Consider the following 17,044-nt stretch of genomic DNA (forward strand, 5'->3'; position numbering starts at 1 on the left):
CGTTTCTGCAAGAATAGCGTCTGGGCGGCAAGATTGCTTAGTTGCCAGATGCTGCGCAATCCGGCGCGCAGATTTCATCTTTGAAAAGCGCCGGCTTGCCAGACAAGCAGCTCCGACATTCGCCGTGATGCTGCGGCGCAGAAAGCATGGCAGCTTTGCCGGAAACGGGTCTATTTCCCAAGGTTCTCCCAGAATATATCCGCCTTGTCCGCAACATGCCCAGTGAACGGGCAAGAGGAGAGGTGCCGGGATGTCCGCTGTCGAAATGAACCATAGCCAAACCGGCGGTGCCTTGGCGCGCGTTTTTGCGCGCGTGGCCGCGATGATCTCGGTCTGGCACAGGGCGCGCATCACCCGCCGCGAACTGAACGCGCTCGCGGACCGCGAATTGAATGATATCGGCCTGAGCCGCGGGGATATCGAGCAGCTCGCCCGCTGCGTCTGATACGGTTCCCGTTGATGAATGGACCCCGTGGCAATGCTGCGGGGTTTTTCATATCGCTATGCTCCAGAATATTCCGCCCAGCCGTCGCGATTTCTGCAAGTTCCGGTGCGGTCTGCTCCCCAAGCCGAGACGGTCATTCGCCCAGGCGGCGCACTTCCCGGATCACCTCTTCGATCAGCGCCTTTCCGGCGACGGGCATTGATACATCGGTGCGCATGATCAGACCGACCGGCAAGGGGGGAACCAGAGTATTCAGGTCCGCCACATCCGAGATGTCGATCTCGACCACCGTGCCGGCTTCAAGCTCCAGCCGCACCGAATCCTCTCGGACCAGTCCGATAAGGTCACTGCGCATCAGCGTGTTCTTGACGAACATGGGGGAGCCGCTTCGCAAGACTGACCGCTTCGGCTCGATATGCAGGACCGATCGCAAGGCCGATTCCACGTCGCGATTGCCGGTCAGCACCATCCAGGGGAATTCCGCCAGCCGCGCCAGGGCAGAACCGGACGCGGCCAGAATAGGGTGCCCCGCGCGGACAGCGATGATCATTGAATCAAGATAGAGCTGCCGCTGCTCCAGATCCGCCGGCAGGTCATCGGGGTCGAAAAGCGTGGCGATCAGGAAATCCAGATCCCCGAGCAAAAGCGGACGGATCAGATCGGCACGCGTGCCGTTCGCAACGTTCACGGTGAACCGGCGCTCTTCGGACAGCAGCCGGACCACCGACATGGCGAGGATCCGGCTGTCGGGTCCGAGGGGAGCGCCGACATTGATCTCTCCACTGGCAAGCGTGCGGATGGCCTCGATATCGCTCTCCATCCGCCGAAGCTCGGCTGCAATGCGGCGGCCGTGTTCGAAAACCGTTTCACCGAAAGAGTTTAGCGTAATTCCGCGCGCGCTGCGGTCCAGAAGCGGAACGCCCAGATCGTATTCCAGCATTTGGATGCTCTTGGATAATGCGGGTTGCGAAATGTTCAGTTGGCGCGCCGCCTTGTTGAGGCTGCCATTCTCGGCGACGGCAAGGAAACGCTTGACCGATCGGATGTCCATTCATTCCTCCGCTGTTGCTATCGGCAGTTCTCTGCAAGGTGGGTGACATCAGAGTTATAACCATATCCTTGAACGATATAAAATCTTTCGTCTTGATATTATAGCTGATGGCCCGCAGGCTTTGCTTATCCGGGACGAACGGACTTGAGGAGGTTCGCCCGATAAAGTGACCGGACGGCATGGCAAGGGTTGGGAGGCCCGCCGTCATACACCATGCAACCGGTGCTTAGAGGCGGCCCTTGTGCGGGCAAGATCAACTGAACGCGTGACAAAACCCGGACCCGTGCTGTTGGCGCGGCGGGAAACGTCATCCCTTGAAAGGATTATCACCATGAACGTGGGTTTCGTGGGGGTCGGGGCAATGGGCCTCGCCATGGCAGCGCATGTCCAGAAGGCCGGGTTTGCCGTGGTCGCCAACGATGTCGATCCCGATTGTCTGGAAAGGGCCCGGGCGCAGGGGATGGAGATCAGCGATACGCTGGCCGGGTTTGCCGGGCGGGCGCGAACCTTCGTCGTGGTCGTCGCCACCGACGCGCAATCCGAAAGCGTGACACGCGGCCTTCTCGAGGTCGTGGAGCCCGGTTCGGTGATCGCGGTGGCCGCGACCAACAACCCCGCCACGATGCAGCAACTCGCACGGGAATGCGCGGGAAAGGGCGTCGATTTTGTTGACGCGCCGGTGGTTTACGGACTGGACGGGGCTGTGAATGGCAATCTCGTCTCGCTCTGTGGGGGTAAATCCGAAGCCGTCGAACATCTGCGCCCCGTCCTGATGGCCTATAGCCGCGACGTCATTCACCTGGGGGCCGTGGGCGCGGGGCAGGTGGGCAAGACCTGCAACAACCTGCTGCACTGGATCCATTGCGTCGGCAATTACGAGGCGCTGCTGCTGGCCAAGCGCTACGGCATCAACGCGCAGCGCATGCGCGAGGTGCTGCTGCAATGTCCGGGCAAGAACGGCACGCTGGAGCGTTGGGATTCTACACGCTTCACCTGGCACGAAAAGGACATGGACGTGGTCATGGATCTGGCACAGAGCAGCGATCTCGTGCTGCCGCTGACGGGTCAGACCGATCAGCTGGTCAAGCTCCTGTCGGCCGGCATGGTCAAGGAACTGCTTTACGGAACCGAGGCCGAATATCTGGGCAAGACGGTGCGACCGCTTGATGCGGCACAGGGTGGTCTGGGCTGAGAGATGGCCATGCGGATCACGGGGTATGACATAGAGACGGTGGTGCTGCGGAAGGATGATCCGGCGTGGAAATTTGCGCTCGGCGCCAATCCGGAAACCCATGGCGTTATCCTGCGACTCGAGGCAGGGCGGACCGTTGGCCATGGCTATGCCTCGGCCACCGCACATATGGGTTCTGTCGGCGGAACACTCTTGGCCGAACTGGAGCATTTCCGCCCACATGTTCTGGGCCGGAATGCGGCCGATATAGCGGCGATCATGACGCGACTGGATCGCGTGCTGAAGGGTGCGCCGCAAGCCAAGGCGGCGGTGGATTGCGCGTTGCATGACCTGCTGGCCCGCGAGCTTGGCGTTCCGCTGACCACCTTGCTTGGGGGGCAGTCGCGGCGCGAGGTGCCGATCCTGCGTATCCTGGCGATCAAGACCCCCGAAGAAATGGCGGCTCAGGCCGAACGGCTGGTCGGGCAGGGATACCGCTATCTCAAGATCAAGGTGGATGGCGATGTCGCGACGGATATCGCGCGCGTCGCGGCAATTCGGGCTACCGTGGGGGATGTCGTGCATCTGACGATCGACGCCAATCAGGCCTATGACGCCAAGGATGCCATCGCTGCGATCAACGGCATGGCCACAAGCCGGATCGACCTTGTCGAACAACCCGTGCCTGCAGGCGATCTGGACGGGCTGGCGCTTGTCACGCGCATGGTCCCGGTGCTGGTCGAGGCTGACGAGGCCGCAGGATCGCTGGCCGAGATATATGACCTCGTGCGCCATCGTCGGGTGGATGCGATCAGCCTGAAGATCCCCAAGCTGGGCGGCCTGCGCAATACGCTGGCGGCGGCCCGGATCTGCGAGTTGGGCGGCATCCGCTATCGCATGGGCGCGGCCGTGGGCAGCCGTTTGCTGTCCGGCTTTGCGCTCAGCGCGGCCTGCGCCCTGCCCGGCATCGACTATGCCTGCGAGCTGGGCGAGTTCGAGCGGTTGCTCGACGATCCATTCACAGGGCTTGCCGTCAGGGACGGCACTCTCTGCTTGCCGGACGGACCGGGCACGGGCGTGCGCCGGATCGAAGCGGCCTGACCTTATCCGAAACTACGAAAAGGGACCAATCCGTGCCGAAACACCCGAGTTCAGGAAAATACGCGATTATCGGCCTTGGCGTCGTGGCCGGGCCGCAACCCGACCGATCCGAACGGATGATCGCCGCCGAATGTGCGCGGCTTGCCATTGCCGATGCCGGCCTGACCCGCGACGATATCGGTGGCGCCATCGACCTGCGCCGCACCGGTGGAGGCGGGGATCGCGCCTCCTATTCGGATACGTTTACCCGCGTTTTGGGGACCAAGAACAACTTCTACTTCACCATGGGAAGAGGCGGGGCCCTTGCGGGTCTCGGGATCGCCGCGGCGATGTCATACCTTGACCGCGGGATCGCGGATCACGTCCTGCTGATGGGGGCAGTAACCGACTGGTCGCAATCCCAGGTGTCGCGCAAGAAGGGCTTTCGCGGCATGGCCCATACCGAGAAGCGGGGCTATTGGGGCAAGCCATTGGGTGACAGCCGCGCGGCCAGCCACCACAGCTGGATGGCAGCACGGCATATGGCGGTCTACGGGACGACCAGCCGGCAGCTCGGGGCAATCGCGGTGGCCGAACGGGCATGGGCGAACCTCAATCCCGAAGCCAAGATGCATGGCCGCCCGATGACCGTCGAGGATCACCAGAACTCGCCGATCATCGCCGATCCCTATCATCTGCTGGACCTCAGCCAGGTTTCGGATGGCGGCATCGCCTTTGTCCTGACCACCGCCGAGCGTGCCAGGGACCGTCCCAAGCCGCCCGTCTATGTGCTGGGTCAAGGGTTTGGCGAAGTCTCCAGAGATCTGTGGTGGGAGAAGAAGAACTTTACCCATATGGCGGTCGAACCGGCAAAATCGCAGGCTTTCGGACAGGCGGGACTGACGCTCGACGATGTGGATTGCGCCCAGCTCTATGATTGCTTCACCGGCGAGGTCCTGCTCCAGCTTGAGGACTATGGCTGGTGCAAGAAGGGTGAAGGCGGCGCCTTCGTCGAATCCGGGGCCATCGGGCCGGGTGGCTCGATCCCGGTGAACACCTCCGGCGGGCTGCTCTCCTGCTATCACCTCGGCGATCTGACGGGCCTCGCCGAATCCGTCCGCCAGCTGCGCGGCGAAGCCGGCGAACGCCAGATCAAGGATTGCAACGTCGTTCTGACAACCGGGCATGGCGGCGAGCTGGTCTCGCCCGGAATGTGCTCGATCCATACCAGCACCCTGCTCGGGAGGCACGCATGACCGCAGAACCCCATGTCCTGACCGTCACCGACGAATGGAAGAAACCCTGGCCCAGTATCGACCAGGATAACGAGGCTTTCTGGGACGGCCTCAAGGATCACAAGCTGCTGGTCTGGAAGTGCAAGGACTGCGGTGCCGTCTATTGGCCCAAGGCCTATTGCCAGCACCACGAGAACCAGCCCTTCGCCGGGAATTGCGAATGGGTCGAGGCCAGCGGGCGCGGGCGCATCTTTGCCTTCAACATTCATCACATGGCCTTCCATCCCGGCTTTCGAGAGGAACTGCCTTATCATTATGCGCTGGTCGAACTGGATGAGGGTCCCCTGATCAGTTCGCAACTGGTGGGGGATAATCTGCCGTCAGATATCCATAGCGTCGGCCAGCAGGTCGAGATCGTCTATGAGGACCACCCGAACGAAGGTTTCACCCTCCCGAAATTTCGCATTCTGGAAGGTTGAGCATGATGCAGGCGGAAAAGAGGCTTCCAACCACGCGGCTGATGGCGCCGAGGTCGATCGCCTTCATTGGCATTTCCTCGAAGGGGACGGGTGCGGCGGCCAAGATGCTCACGGGCTTGCAGCGTTCGGGGTTCGGCGGAGAGGTCTGGCTGATCCATCCCACGGCGGCGGAAATCGCGGGCATTGCCTGCCATGCTTCGATCGGGGATTTGCCGGGCGTACCGGATTGCCTGGTGATCGCCTTGCCCGCCGATGCGGTGCAGGCGGCGGTCGAAGCGGCTGCGGCGCACGGTATCCCGGCCGCTCTTGTCGTGTCAGAGGGTTTTGCCGATACCGGCACCGATGAGGGGCGTGAACGGCAGGCCCGGCTTGTTGCGACCGCACAGGCGGCGGGGATGGCGGTTGCCGGCCCCAATTGCATGGGCATCGCCGCCCTGCAGCATGGTTTTGCGACGACCATGGCGGATATTCCCTCGGGATTGGCGCCCGGGGGCATCTCGCTTCTGTCGCAGAGCGGCGGTTTGCTGAATGCCGTGGCCGAACTCGCGGCCAATCGCGGCATTGGAGTGAACTATCTGATTTCCATGGGAAACCAGGCGGTTCTTGATCTGGCCGATTATATAGATTGCCTTGCCGATGATCCCGAAACGCGGGTGATCGCCATTGTGATGGAAGGGGCGCAGAACGGCCCGCGCTTTCGCGCCGCGGTCGAGCGCGCAAGCCGCAGAAAGCCGCTTGTCGTCCTGAAGCTCGGACGGTCCGAGAAAGGTCAGGCGGCCACTCTGGCCCATACCGGGACGCTGGCCGGCAATGCCGAGGCCTATCAGGCATTGTTCCGTCGCGCCGGGGTAGCCTCGGTTCGGAGCCTCGACGAACTTGTCGAGACGGCTGCGCTTCTGGCCGTTGCTCCGTTGCCCGGGGGACGTGGACTCTGCCTGCTCACGGTTTCGGGCGGGGCCACGTCGCTGATCAGCGATCTGGGCGACGAGGCGGGAGTATCCTTTCCGCCCTTGTCTCCACAGACAATCGCACGTGTGGGGAAGGCCCTGGGGATCGAGCGGAACTTTGGCAATCCGCTCGATACGGTCGGGATGCCAAGGCTGCGCGCCGAGGGTGCGCTTGAGGGCATTATCGCAGCCCTGCAGGACGACCCGGCGATAGACATGATTGGCCTCGTTCTTGGGATGCGGATGGACGGGGCGCCGAACCACGACCTGCTGGTCGGACGGATGGCGGCACTGGCCGAGAATTCGCCGAAACCGCTTGTGGTTCTGTCCTTCATCTCGAACAGCCTGACCGGGCATTGGCGCGGATATGCCGACCGCGCCGGCCTGCCGCTGATCGAGGATGTCGAGCGCGGCATGCGGGCGGTCAGGCATCTTTTTGACTATGCCGCCTATCGCAGCATGGTATCCCTGCTACCGTCAGACGGGCGAATCGGGAACAATGTTCCAAATGAGGGAACGGCTGGTCGAATGTTGAGTGAGGCCGAAAGCAAGAAGATTCTTGATGCGGCGGGTTTACCGGTCACACGGGAATACATCGCGCGAACCGCCCGTGAGGCTGCCGAACTGGCCCGAAAGTTCGATGGACCAGTCGCGCTCAAGATCCAGTCGCCCGATATTCCGCATAAGTCCGATATTGGCGGTGTCCGGCTGAACGTGACACCCGAAACGGCCCAGACGCTTGCAGCCGAGATCCTGGGCAATGCCGTCCGGCACTGCCCGGACGCGACGGTCGAGGGCGTGCTGGTCCAGGAAATGATTTCCGGGGGCGCCGAGTTCATTCTTGGCATGACGCAGGATCCGCAATTCGGACCGATGGTCGTGGTGGGCGGCGGCGGGGTCATGGTCGAAGTCTTCAAGGATGCCGCTATCGGACTGGCCCCGCTTACGCATGGTGAGGCCGCTGCAATGATCGACCAGTTGAAGGCTTCAGTCCTTCTCGACGGTTTCCGCGGGGCGGATGCGCTCGACCGCGAGGCGCTGGTCGATTGCATCGTCGCCTTTTCGGAGTTCGTGGCCAGGACAGCGGGCGATATCGCCGCAATCGACCTCAACCCGGTGCTTGTCCGGGAAAGAGGCAAGGGTGTCCGGATCGCGGACGCGCTGATCATCAAAAATGCACATAGGGAGGAGTGCAATGACCATCTGGAGGAAAACTGCATGCCGCGCTGATCTTCTGGCCGCAGCCATTGCCTGCACGGTTTTGGGAGGAACCGCGCAGGCACAAAGCCAGGAAGAGATTCTGAACTACATGGATGCCGACCGTGAGGCGTTCCTGTTGAGGGGCGCCGAGGCGGAAGGTGCATTGACGATCTATTCCGCGATGATCGTCGATCAGGCGTTGCAGCCGTTGACGAAGGCATTCATGGACAAGTATCCGGGCATCCGGGTGGAATACTGGCGCGGCGACAGCGAGGATATCGCCCAACGGGTTCTGACCGAGATGCGGGCCGGAAACGTCGTGGCTGATGTCGTCGAGGGAACCAGCGTTTCGGTCAATCTGATCAAGGCGGGTGTCTCGCAAAAGTTCGACTCGCCGCTCCTCGCGGAATACCCGGAAGCCTATCGCGACCCCGACCATCTATGGGCGGCCACGCGGATCAGCTATTACTGCATGGCCTACAATACCGACGAGGTCTCGGCGGAAGAGCTGCCGAAGACCTATGATGATCTACTCGATCCCAAATGGAAAGGTCAGTTCGCCTGGCGAATCGGCAGCGAAAGCGGGACGCCCCTCTTTATCACCAACCTGCGCACTGCCTGGGGCGAGGAAAAGGCCGATGAGTACCTGCAGAAGCTGGCGGCGCAGGAAGTCGTCAACTTCGGGGCGGGCTCGGCACGGACCTTGGTGGACCGGGTGATTGCAGGTGAATACCTCTTTGCCCTGAACATCTTTTGCCACCATCCGCTGATCAGCAAGGCGCAGGGCGCACCGGTGGACTCGCTCGAGCTGGATCCCGTCGTGTCGACGACGGCGACGCTCCTGATCCCAAAGAATATCCGCCATCCCTATGCTGCGGCGCTGTTCACCGATTTCCTGCTGTCGACGGACGGGCAAAAGATCCTGCTGGGGGCGGATTACTTCCCCGCCCATCCCGACGTGCAGCCCTCCGACATGCTCGCTCCCATCGTTCCGGCAACGGCAGAGGTCAGCGAGAACTTCGTCCGACCCGAGGCTCTGGTCAGCAACGGTGAGGAATCGGATCGGATCTATCAGGAATATTTCCGCTGAATGTCCCTGCCCGCCGGGCGAAGGTTGAAAGGCATCGACAATCCATGACCGATTTTCCTCTTGATTCACCGATACCGGGTATCCGGCGCTGGCGCGAGAGCGTGTCGTTGACGGTGATCGTGCTGGCCTTGATCTTGCTTGTTCTGGTGCTGCCGCCGCTGTTCTTCCTGCTGGCGGCCAGCGTTCATACCACCAACTATGACGGATCCTTCGATCAGTTCACCCTGGGCTATTTCTCGGGCCTTCTCAGCAGCCGGGGATTCCTGACCAGCCTTCTCAATACGGGTATCTATTCGATCGGATCTGCCAGTATCGGCATCATCCTCGGGGCCGCGCTGGCGATCATCGTCGAGCGGACCAATGCACCGGCCCGGCGGCTGGCCTTTCTTGGTGCCATCATCTCGATGGCCATCCCGCATGTTCTCTATGTCGTGGCCTGGCTGCTTCTGCTGGGCCGGACCGGGCCTGTCACCGAACTTTGGGCGATGCTGACCGGGGGGCTGCGCTTCAATATCTACTCCATCGGCGGCATGATCCTGATCGAAGGGATGAGCTTCGTGCCGCTGAACTTCCTGCTGATGTCCTCGGTTCTGCGGGCGACCGACGCCGCCTTCGAGGAAGCCTCGATGATGAGCGGGGCAGGGCCGGTTGCAACCTTCTGGAAGATCACCTTGCGGATGGGAATGCCCGGCGTGCTTGCACTGCTGCTGATGAGCTTCATTCGCGCCTTCGAATCCTTCGAGGTGCCCGCTATCGTCGGTCTTGCCGGAGGGATCGAGGTTCTGACGACGTCGATCTATCAGAACGCGCGCGCCGTCTCGCCCCCGAATTTCGGTCAGGCCGGGGCCTATTCGGTGTTCCTGCTCGTGTTCCTGTCGATCATGCTCTATTTCTATGGTCGGCTGTCGCGCCATGCCCACAAGTATCAGAGCATCACGGGCAAGGGCTATCGCCCGCGCACCCTGGATCTGGGCCGCTGGCGCTGGGTGGCAACGGGGCTGATGGCGCTGATCCTGTTTCTGGTGATCGGTCTGCCGCTGCTGATCATCCTTTTCGCCTCATTGCAGCCTTTCTATTCCAAGGTGAACATGGCCAGCTTCGCGCGGTTCACCTTGCAGAACTATGAGAAGGTGATCGGCCCCGGCTTCTTCCGCGAAACGCTGGTGAATACGCTGATCCTCGGGACGGCGGTGGCATCGCTGGTCGTGCCGTTCACGGCGCTTTGCGCCTGGCTGGCGGTGCGCAGGCGGCGGGGGGCATGGCTGCTCGACCAACTGGCCACCGCGCCGCTGGTCTTTCCCTCCATCGTGATGGGCGTCGCCTTCCTCAATGTCTTCGTCAACCTGCCCTGGGGGATCTACGGCACGCTCTTCTCGGTCATTCTGGCCTCGGCTGTCGGCTATCTGCCCTATGGAATGCGCTATGCCTATTCGGGGGTCATGCAGATCCATACCGACCTCGAAGAGGCCTCCACCGCCGCAGGCGCCACGCAGGAGCGCACTTTCGCAATGATCGTGATGCCGCTTCTGGCGACCTCGATGTTCAGCTGCTGGCTCTTTGTCTTTCTTCTGGCGGTTCGGGCCATGTCGTTGCCACTGCTGCTGGTCGGGCCGGGCAGTTCACTGGTCGCGGTCAGTCTGTTCGATCTGTGGCAGAACGGGCAGGTCACGGAACTGGCTGCCATGGGCATGATATGGGTCGGCCTCATGACCATCGTCAGCATCATCTTCACAGTCGTCGCGCGGCGCTACCGCATGGCCGTCGTCTGATACGTCACCGGGGAGGGAATTTTCATGTTGATCGTCGACCAGTTGGTCAAACGCTATCTCAGCGAAACCGGCGAAGCAAAGGGAGGTATTTCGGGCATCAGTTTCGACGTCAAGGAGGGCGAGCTGTTCACCCTGCTCGGTCCCTCTGGTTGCGGCAAGACGACGACGCTGCGGTCCATCGCCGGGCTTGAAAGGCCCGATGACGGGGTTATCCGCCTTGGCAATGACATCCTGTTCGACGGGGCGCGCGAACTTCAGGTGCCGATGTATCAGCGCGATATCGGCATGGTGTTCCAGTCCTATGCGATCTGGCCCCATATGGACGTATTCGACAATGTGGCCTATCCGCTGCGGTTCCGGCGCAAGACAAATCTCACACGTTCAGACATGGAGAGACGGGTGCTCCGGGCCCTCGAAATGGTTGGTCTGGCCGAGTATCGCAACCGGTCGGCCACCCGGCTGTCGGGCGGACAGCAGCAGCGCCTGGCTCTGGCCCGGGCCCTCGTCCGCGAGCCGAAGCTGCTGTTGCTGGACGAGCCGCTGTCAAATCTGGATGCCCTGCTGCGCGAGCAGATGCGCAGCGAGATCAAGCGGTTGCAGATGGAATGGGGGGTCACGACCATCTACGTGACCCATGACCAGAGCGAGGCGATGGCCCTTTCCGACCGGGTGGCGGTCCTGAACAATTCGGCTCTGGTCCAGGTTGGGTCGCCGGTAGAGATCTATGACCGGCCCACATCCGCCTTCGTCGCGAATTTCATCGGAAGGACCAATCTGCTGCGCGGCAAGGTTGCCCGGGACATCGTCGCGGGAAGGGAGGGCGAGATCCAGTCCCCCCTTGGCCGCTTTCATTGCCAGTTCGCCGCGCCTGCCCGGGCCGGGAGAGAAATCACCTTTGCCATCCGTCCCGAAAACATCGCCCTTTCACCGGCCGGAACGGTACCCTCCGACCAGCCGAACCGTATCACCGGCACGGTCCAGAACCGGGTCTTTCTGGGCGAGATCATGGAATATACCGTCGTCGTGCCTTCGGAGGAAAGGTTGATCGTCCGCCTGCATCCCTCTGCCTGCCATACGGATGGCGACCTTGTGGATCTGGTCCTGAAGCCCGGCTACCTGATCGCGGTATCCGACTGACGGTCGAAGGGCGACGCGCACCGCTTTGGCTAGTGGATATGCAGCAGCGCGATCGTCAATCATAGGCCGCCGCTTCCTTGGCGAAGCCCTGCGCGAGGAGAGCGTGGGGCTCTGATCCATATTGCCCGGAACAGCACCGCCTCCAGCCCGTCGAGGGGGCAGGGCGTCGTGAGATTTTGTCCGTTTCGACCACGCCAGCGGCATTTCATGATTGCCAAAACGGAAGCAAGCCCACCTGAAGGCAGTCCATCGCCGCCGGAATACGCCCCTCCACATGCGCAATTTCGACATTTCTTGTGTTGCGGTCGCAACAAAATGTTTGACCGGATCCTTTCTCTCGCCTATGGATGACGCGACGCCGCCGAGGGAGATGGCGGAATAATCTGTAGCTCAACACGGCAAGTTTGCTGACCGCGAAGCCATGCTTTCGCGGAACGATATCGCCGTGCCGCATTTCGGGGAGGCGAAATGGCACATACGATCATGACGGGAGAGGCCGATACGCGGACGGTCGACGGGCGCTGGACCCCGCTGCGCGTGGCGGTCATCGCGATCTGCTTTCTGCTCAATGCCATTGACGGCATGGACATCGTCATCATGTCCTATATCGCGCCTTCGCTGAAGGCGTCCTGGGAGCTGGGGCCCGAGGCTCTGGGGATCGTGTTCAGCGCCTCGCTGGCGGGCATGGCGGTGGGTGGATTGTTCATTGCGCCGCTTGCCGACCGCTTCGGGCGCCGGCCGCTGATCCTTGCGCTGCTGACGGTGATCACGGTCAGCATGCTCCTGTCGAGCCAGGCCCAGAACGTGACCCAGCTTGTCCTGTTGCGGACCATCATCGGAATGTCCGTCGGCGCCTTTCTGGCCAGCGTCACCACGCTCGCGGCCGAATATGCGCCGCGCGGACAGCAGGGTCTGGTCGTCGGGGCGGCAATCGCGGGCTATCCCATGGGCGCGGTCATCACCGGCCTTGTCGTCGCCCACACCCTGCCGATCCATGGCTGGCGCATGATGCTGGCGGGTGCGGGCTGCGTCTCGCTGATCGTGCTGCCGCTGGTGCTGCTCATCCTTCCCGAATCCATCGACTATCTGAAGCGTATGCAGCCAGCGAACGCGCTCTCGCGGCTGAACCGCGTGCTGGGCCGTCTGGGCGAGCCGACCTTGCCCGCGCTGCCGCCGCGCACCGAGGCGCACAAGACCTCGCCGGCGGAGATCTTTCGCGACGGGCGGCTCTCTGGCACGATCTGCCTCTGGGTGGCGATCATCATGGGCTTCATGACCTTCTATTTCCTGGTGTCCTGGATCACGCAGCTTTCGGTTCAGTCCGGGCTCGCGGTCGAGAATGCGATCTATGCCGGCGCGCTCTTCAATCTGGGCGGGTTTATCGGCACCTTCATCATCGCCGCCGCCGGCGCGCGGATGGGGTTGCAGCGCGCCACCTGCGCCGCGATGCTCTGCGGTGCGGTCGTGGTGGCGGCCTTTGGCTACCTCTCGGTTTCGCTGGCCGTGACGCTGGTGCTGGCCTTCTTTGCCGGGTTCACCACGAATGGCGGCTTCAACTCCTTCTACGCGCTTGCCGCTGGGCTCTACCCCTCCGAGATCCGCTCGACCGGGATCGGCTGGGCCATGGGGATCGGGCGGATCGGCGCGGTAATCGGGCCGATGCTGGGCGGCATCCTGATCGGCCGGGGCCTCGGCCTGCCCGCCCTTCTGGCTGTCTTTGCCATCCCGCTTCTTGTTGCCGGCGTTGCTGCGCTGTTTGTCCGCAATCGCATCCGGCAGGATTGAAAGGAACATCAACATGTCCACAACCAACGAATATGATGTCGTCGTCGTGGGTTCCGGCGCTGCCGGGCTGACCGCCGCGGTCACGGCACGCAAGTCTGGCCTTTCGGTGATCGTGCTGGAAAAGGCGCCGGTCTTTGGCGGCACCACCGCCTTTTCGGGCGGCGTCGCCTGGATCCCCGGCAACCCGCATTTCGAGGACCGCACCCCCGAGCAGGGCGGCGCCAAGGTCGACCGCGAGGCCGTCCACACCTATATGCGCCACGAGGCCGGGCCGAACTACAACCGCGACTTCGTGGACGCCTATCTCGACTACGGCCCGCGTATGTTGCGCTTCATGGAATCCGAGACCGAGGTGGCTTTCGTCCCCTCGATCTATCCCGACTATCACCCCGAAGCGCCCGGAGGCGTGCAGATCGGTCGTTCGGTCACGGCGGCGGCCTATGATGGGCGGCGGCTCGGCAAAGAGCTGGGCCGGCTGCGTCCGCCGCTGAAGACCATCACCTTCATGGGGATGATGTTCAACTCGTCGAACAATGACCTGAAGCATTTCTTCAACTTCACCCGCTCGCCGGTTTCGGCGGCCTATGTCGCCAAGCGGCTGGGGGTGCATATGCTGCACATGCTGCGCTATCGGCGGGGCGTGCAACTGACTTCCGGCAATGCGCTGGCGGCGCGGCTGGCGAAATCGACCTTCGACCTCGGGATCGAGATCCTGACCGACGCGCCGGTTTCCGAACTGGTGACGCGGGATGGCCGCGTTGCGGGCGTCGTCGCGACCGTCGACGGCAAGCGGCGCGAGTTCTCGGCCCGTCTCGGCGTGATCCTCGCCTCCGGCGGCTTCGCCCGCGATCCCCGCCGCACGCGCGAGATCTATCCGCATCTGCGCGAAGGGGGCGAGCATTTCACCCCGGTTCCCGAGGGCAATACCGGCGACGGCATCACCCTGGGCGAGAAGGCGGGCGGGCATCTGTCCGAGGGGCTGCCGAATGCTGCCGCATGGATGCCGGTCTCGAAGGTTCCCTATCCCGGTGGCGAGATCGCGTTCCCGCATCTCGTGGACCGCTACAAGCCCGGTTTCATCATGGTGACGCCTGCGGGCCGCCGCTTTGTCAACGAAAGCTGCTCCTATCACGATGTCGGCGCCGCGATGATCGAGGCCTGCCGCGGCACGGGCCGCACCGAGGCCTGGCTGATCGCCGATCACCGCACCATCCGCAAATACGGGATCGGTTTCGTGAAGCCCTATCCCATGCCGCTGGCGTCGCATCTCCGCTCGGGTTACCTGCGCAGCGGCAAGACGGTCGAGGAGCTGGCGCGCCAGATCGGCGTCGATCCTTCGACGCTGGCCAAGGAGGTCGCGTCCTATAACGAGGGCGCGCGGCAGGGCGAGGACCGGCAGTTCGGCCGCGGCACCTCGGGCTTCAACCGCTATCTGGGCGATGCGGGCCACAAGCCCAACCCGAACGTCGCGCCGGTCGAGCAGGGACCGTTCTATGCGCTGCGCATCGTGATGGGTGATCTGGGCACCTTCCCGGGCCTCGTCACCGACACGCAGGCGCGGGTTCTGGACGATCAGGGCGCGCCGATCGCGGGTCTCTATGCCGCGGGGAACGATGCGGCCTCGATCATGGGCGGGGCCTATCCGGGCGCTGGCATCACCATCGGGCCGGCGATGACCTTCGGCTATGTCGCGGCGCTGTCGCTGGCTGGAAAACTTGACGACAACAAAGGCTCCGTGCGCAATGCAGCCTGAGGAGAAACCCATGTTCACCGCCCCCCAGGATCGCCCGCTGGTCAACCTGCGCGTCTATACGATCACGCCCCGCCGTATGGCCGAGTTCATGGAGGTCTTCGACCGGCTCGCCATGCCCGTCCTGCTGCGCAGCCTTGGCGCGCCGATCGGCTTCTATACCAGCACGGTCGGCCAGCTGAACCAGGTCGTTCACCTGTGGGCCTATCGCGACATGGCGGATATGGAGGCGCGCTGGCAGGCGCGCGATTCCGACCCGGATTTCGCCGAATACCTGCGGGCTTCGGCGCATCTGGTCGTCGCGCAGGAGGACCGGCTGCTGCGTGCGGCGCCGCTGCCCTCGCTTGCGGCCTAGGTTCGCTCGGCCGCGGCGCGGGACTGCGCGTCCTCTTCGACCTTGGGCAGATTGGTGATCAGGCGCTGCATGAAATCAAGGAGCTGGTCGAACTCCTTGTTCGAGAAGCCCGACAGCAGCGCGCTTTCACGGGCGCGCGCGATCGGCAGGACCTGGCGATGCAATGCCAGTCCCGCCTCGGTCAGGTTCGCCTCGCGCTTGCGGCGCGCGGCGTCGCGCATCTCGACAAGGCCGCGGCTTTCCATCCCGACAAGGGCGCGGCTGACCGAGCTTTTGTCGACGCCGATCGAATTGCCCATGGCGATGACGGCCGACCAGGGTTCGACCGCGAGATGGCACAGGATGCGCCATTCGACCACGCCGATCTGGAAGCGTTCATGGTATTCCTGCGACGCGCCAACCCCCAGCCGGCTGGAAAAGCGCAGGCTGAGCGCCCCGATGCAGCGGTTGAGGTCGAAATGATCGGATTGCATGGCGCTTGTCCTCCTCGTGTCCCGCGCGTCGCTTCGGCGTATCCGAGCGGGCACCGGCGGATATCAGGTGCTGCCTCTAGACATAAGAGTTTTTGTTGTCTTCGCAACTCAGAACTGATCGAAAGATAAGGAGATACCGATGAGCTGGCTTGATCTTCAGGGCAAAACCGTCGTCATCACCGGCGCCGGGGGCGGCATCGGCCAGGCCCTGTGCCGGGGGTTCGCCGGGCAGGGCGCGCGGGTATTCGCACTGGACCGCAACGATGCAGCGCTGGAGCCGATCCTGACCGAACTGGGTGGCGCCGCGCGCGGCATCGCCTGCGACCTGTCGCAGGGCGCCGAGATCGAGGCCGCCGCCGCGCAGGTTGACGCCGAGGGCGGTGCCGACATCCTGGTCAATAACGCGGGCATCCTGCGCCCCGGTCCGCTGCAGGGCATCGCCGAGGCGGATTGGTCGGCGATGCTCAGGATCAACCTGACCGGCTATCTGCTGACCTCGCAGGCCTTTGGCAAGGCGATGCTGGCGCGCGGGGAAGGGGCGCTTGTCCATATCGCCTCGATCGCCGCCAGCCAGCCGCAACCGGCCAGCGGGGCCTATTCGTCCTCCAAGGCGGCGATCACGATGCTGTCGCGGCAGCTTGCGCAGGAATGGGGACCGTCCGGGGTGCGCTCGAACTGCGTCAGCCCGGGTCTGGTGCGCACGCCGTTGTCGGAAGCCTTCTATGCCGACCCCGAGACCAAGGCCCGGCGCGAGGAGATGGTGCCGCTGCGCCGTATCGCCTCGCCCGACGACATGACCGGGGCGACGCTGTTTCTGGCCTCGCGCCATGCGTCCTATATCACCGGGCAAGAGATCGTGGTCGATGGCGGCCTTTCCCAATCGCTGATGGGGCTGGTGCCGCGTCCCGGCTATTCCTGAGCGGGACGCGCGGGCCGGCAGCGGATGAATGTCCGGCCCGCATTGCAAAAACACTCGCGGATGCGAGGGAAATGGTGTTGGGTGAAATCCCCGACACCATTTTTTCTTTCGGCATTTCCACCCCGGCGGCGAAGGCATGGCCGCCAACGAGACCTCAG

The 17,044-nt window shown here is 63.2% G+C and carries 15 protein-coding genes; 13 read left to right on the forward strand and 2 right to left on the reverse strand.

Translation table 11 applies throughout. From position 1 onward, the window contains the following. Positions 1-250: 250 nt before the first annotated feature. Positions 251-445, forward strand: coding sequence for a DUF1127 domain-containing protein (locus VNQ78_RS00960; RefSeq protein WP_325685645.1), 195 nt, complete (start codon positions 251-253; stop codon positions 443-445). 133 nt (positions 446-578) lie between these two features. Here the strand turns inward: VNQ78_RS00960 and VNQ78_RS00965 are convergent, their stop codons facing one another. Then, positions 579-1,496, reverse strand: coding sequence for a LysR family transcriptional regulator (locus VNQ78_RS00965; protein ID WP_325685647.1), 918 nt, complete (start codon positions 1,494-1,496; stop codon positions 579-581). Between the two features lie 331 nt (positions 1,497-1,827). Here VNQ78_RS00965 and VNQ78_RS00970 point away from each other — a divergent pair, with 331 nt between their 5' ends. The 11 genes from VNQ78_RS00970 to VNQ78_RS01020 all read left to right on the forward strand — a co-directional run bounded on the left by VNQ78_RS00970 (position 1,828) and on the right by VNQ78_RS01020 (position 15,494). Further along, a complete protein-coding gene (locus tag VNQ78_RS00970) occupies positions 1,828-2,688 on the forward strand; it encodes an NAD(P)-dependent oxidoreductase (protein ID WP_325685649.1) in 861 nt (286 codons plus the stop codon). 9 nt (positions 2,689-2,697) lie between these two features. Next, a complete protein-coding gene (locus tag VNQ78_RS00975) occupies positions 2,698-3,768 on the forward strand; it encodes a mandelate racemase/muconate lactonizing enzyme family protein (RefSeq protein WP_325685651.1) in 1,071 nt (356 codons plus the stop codon). A gap of 32 nt (positions 3,769-3,800) precedes the next feature. Then, complete coding sequence (locus VNQ78_RS00980) at positions 3,801-5,003, forward strand: thiolase family protein (RefSeq protein ID WP_325685653.1); 1,203 nt, start codon at positions 3,801-3,803, stop codon at positions 5,001-5,003. Next, entirely contained in the window at positions 5,000-5,461 is a 462-nt protein-coding gene (locus VNQ78_RS00985) for a Zn-ribbon domain-containing OB-fold protein (RefSeq protein ID WP_325685655.1), read from the forward strand. Before VNQ78_RS00980 ends, VNQ78_RS00985 begins: the two co-directional genes overlap by 4 nt. A 5-nt stretch (positions 5,462-5,466) precedes the next feature. Further along, the gene (locus tag VNQ78_RS00990; RefSeq protein WP_325685657.1) at positions 5,467-7,638 is read left to right on the forward strand and encodes an acetate--CoA ligase family protein; all 2,172 of its coding nucleotides are present in this window, start codon (positions 5,467-5,469) and stop codon (positions 7,636-7,638) included. Further along, a complete protein-coding gene (locus VNQ78_RS00995) occupies positions 7,604-8,698 on the forward strand; it encodes an extracellular solute-binding protein (protein ID WP_325685659.1) in 1,095 nt (364 codons plus the stop codon). Before VNQ78_RS00990 ends, VNQ78_RS00995 begins: the two co-directional genes overlap by 35 nt. Positions 8,699-8,742: 44 nt before the next feature. Continuing rightward, positions 8,743-10,467 (forward strand): iron ABC transporter permease, encoded by a 1,725-nt coding sequence (locus VNQ78_RS01000; RefSeq protein ID WP_325685661.1) that lies wholly within the window; start codon positions 8,743-8,745, stop codon positions 10,465-10,467. Positions 10,468-10,491: 24 nt separating this feature from the next. After that, complete coding sequence (locus VNQ78_RS01005) at positions 10,492-11,604, forward strand: ABC transporter ATP-binding protein (RefSeq protein WP_325685663.1); 1,113 nt, start codon at positions 10,492-10,494, stop codon at positions 11,602-11,604. A 468-nt stretch (positions 11,605-12,072) separates the two neighbouring features. Further along, positions 12,073-13,389: an MFS transporter gene (locus VNQ78_RS01010; RefSeq protein WP_325685665.1), complete on the forward strand. Its 1,317-nt coding sequence runs from the start codon at positions 12,073-12,075 to the stop codon at positions 13,387-13,389. 13 nt (positions 13,390-13,402) lie between these two features. Beyond that, positions 13,403-15,142: an FAD-dependent oxidoreductase gene (locus VNQ78_RS01015; RefSeq protein WP_325685667.1), complete on the forward strand. Its 1,740-nt coding sequence runs from the start codon at positions 13,403-13,405 to the stop codon at positions 15,140-15,142. A 10-nt stretch (positions 15,143-15,152) separates the two neighbouring features. Further along, positions 15,153-15,494: an NIPSNAP family protein gene (locus VNQ78_RS01020; protein WP_325685669.1), complete on the forward strand. Its 342-nt coding sequence runs from the start codon at positions 15,153-15,155 to the stop codon at positions 15,492-15,494. On the opposite strand, the gene VNQ78_RS01025 is transcribed toward VNQ78_RS01020, so the two are convergent. Continuing rightward, positions 15,491-15,967 carry a hypothetical protein gene (locus VNQ78_RS01025; RefSeq protein WP_325685671.1) on the reverse strand — a complete coding sequence of 159 codons (477 nt, stop codon included), beginning with the start codon at positions 15,965-15,967 and terminating at the stop codon, positions 15,491-15,493. The two genes, VNQ78_RS01020 and VNQ78_RS01025, sit on opposite strands and share 4 nt — an antisense overlap. A 139-nt stretch (positions 15,968-16,106) precedes the next feature. Here VNQ78_RS01025 and VNQ78_RS01030 point away from each other — a divergent pair, with 139 nt between their 5' ends. Next, positions 16,107-16,886: an SDR family oxidoreductase gene (locus VNQ78_RS01030; protein WP_325685673.1), complete on the forward strand. Its 780-nt coding sequence runs from the start codon at positions 16,107-16,109 to the stop codon at positions 16,884-16,886. Positions 16,887-17,044: the final 158 nt, after the last annotated feature.

The organism is Paracoccus sp. (in: a-proteobacteria) (genome assembly GCF_035556475.1).
Lineage (GTDB): Bacteria > Pseudomonadota > Alphaproteobacteria > Rhodobacterales > Rhodobacteraceae > Paracoccus.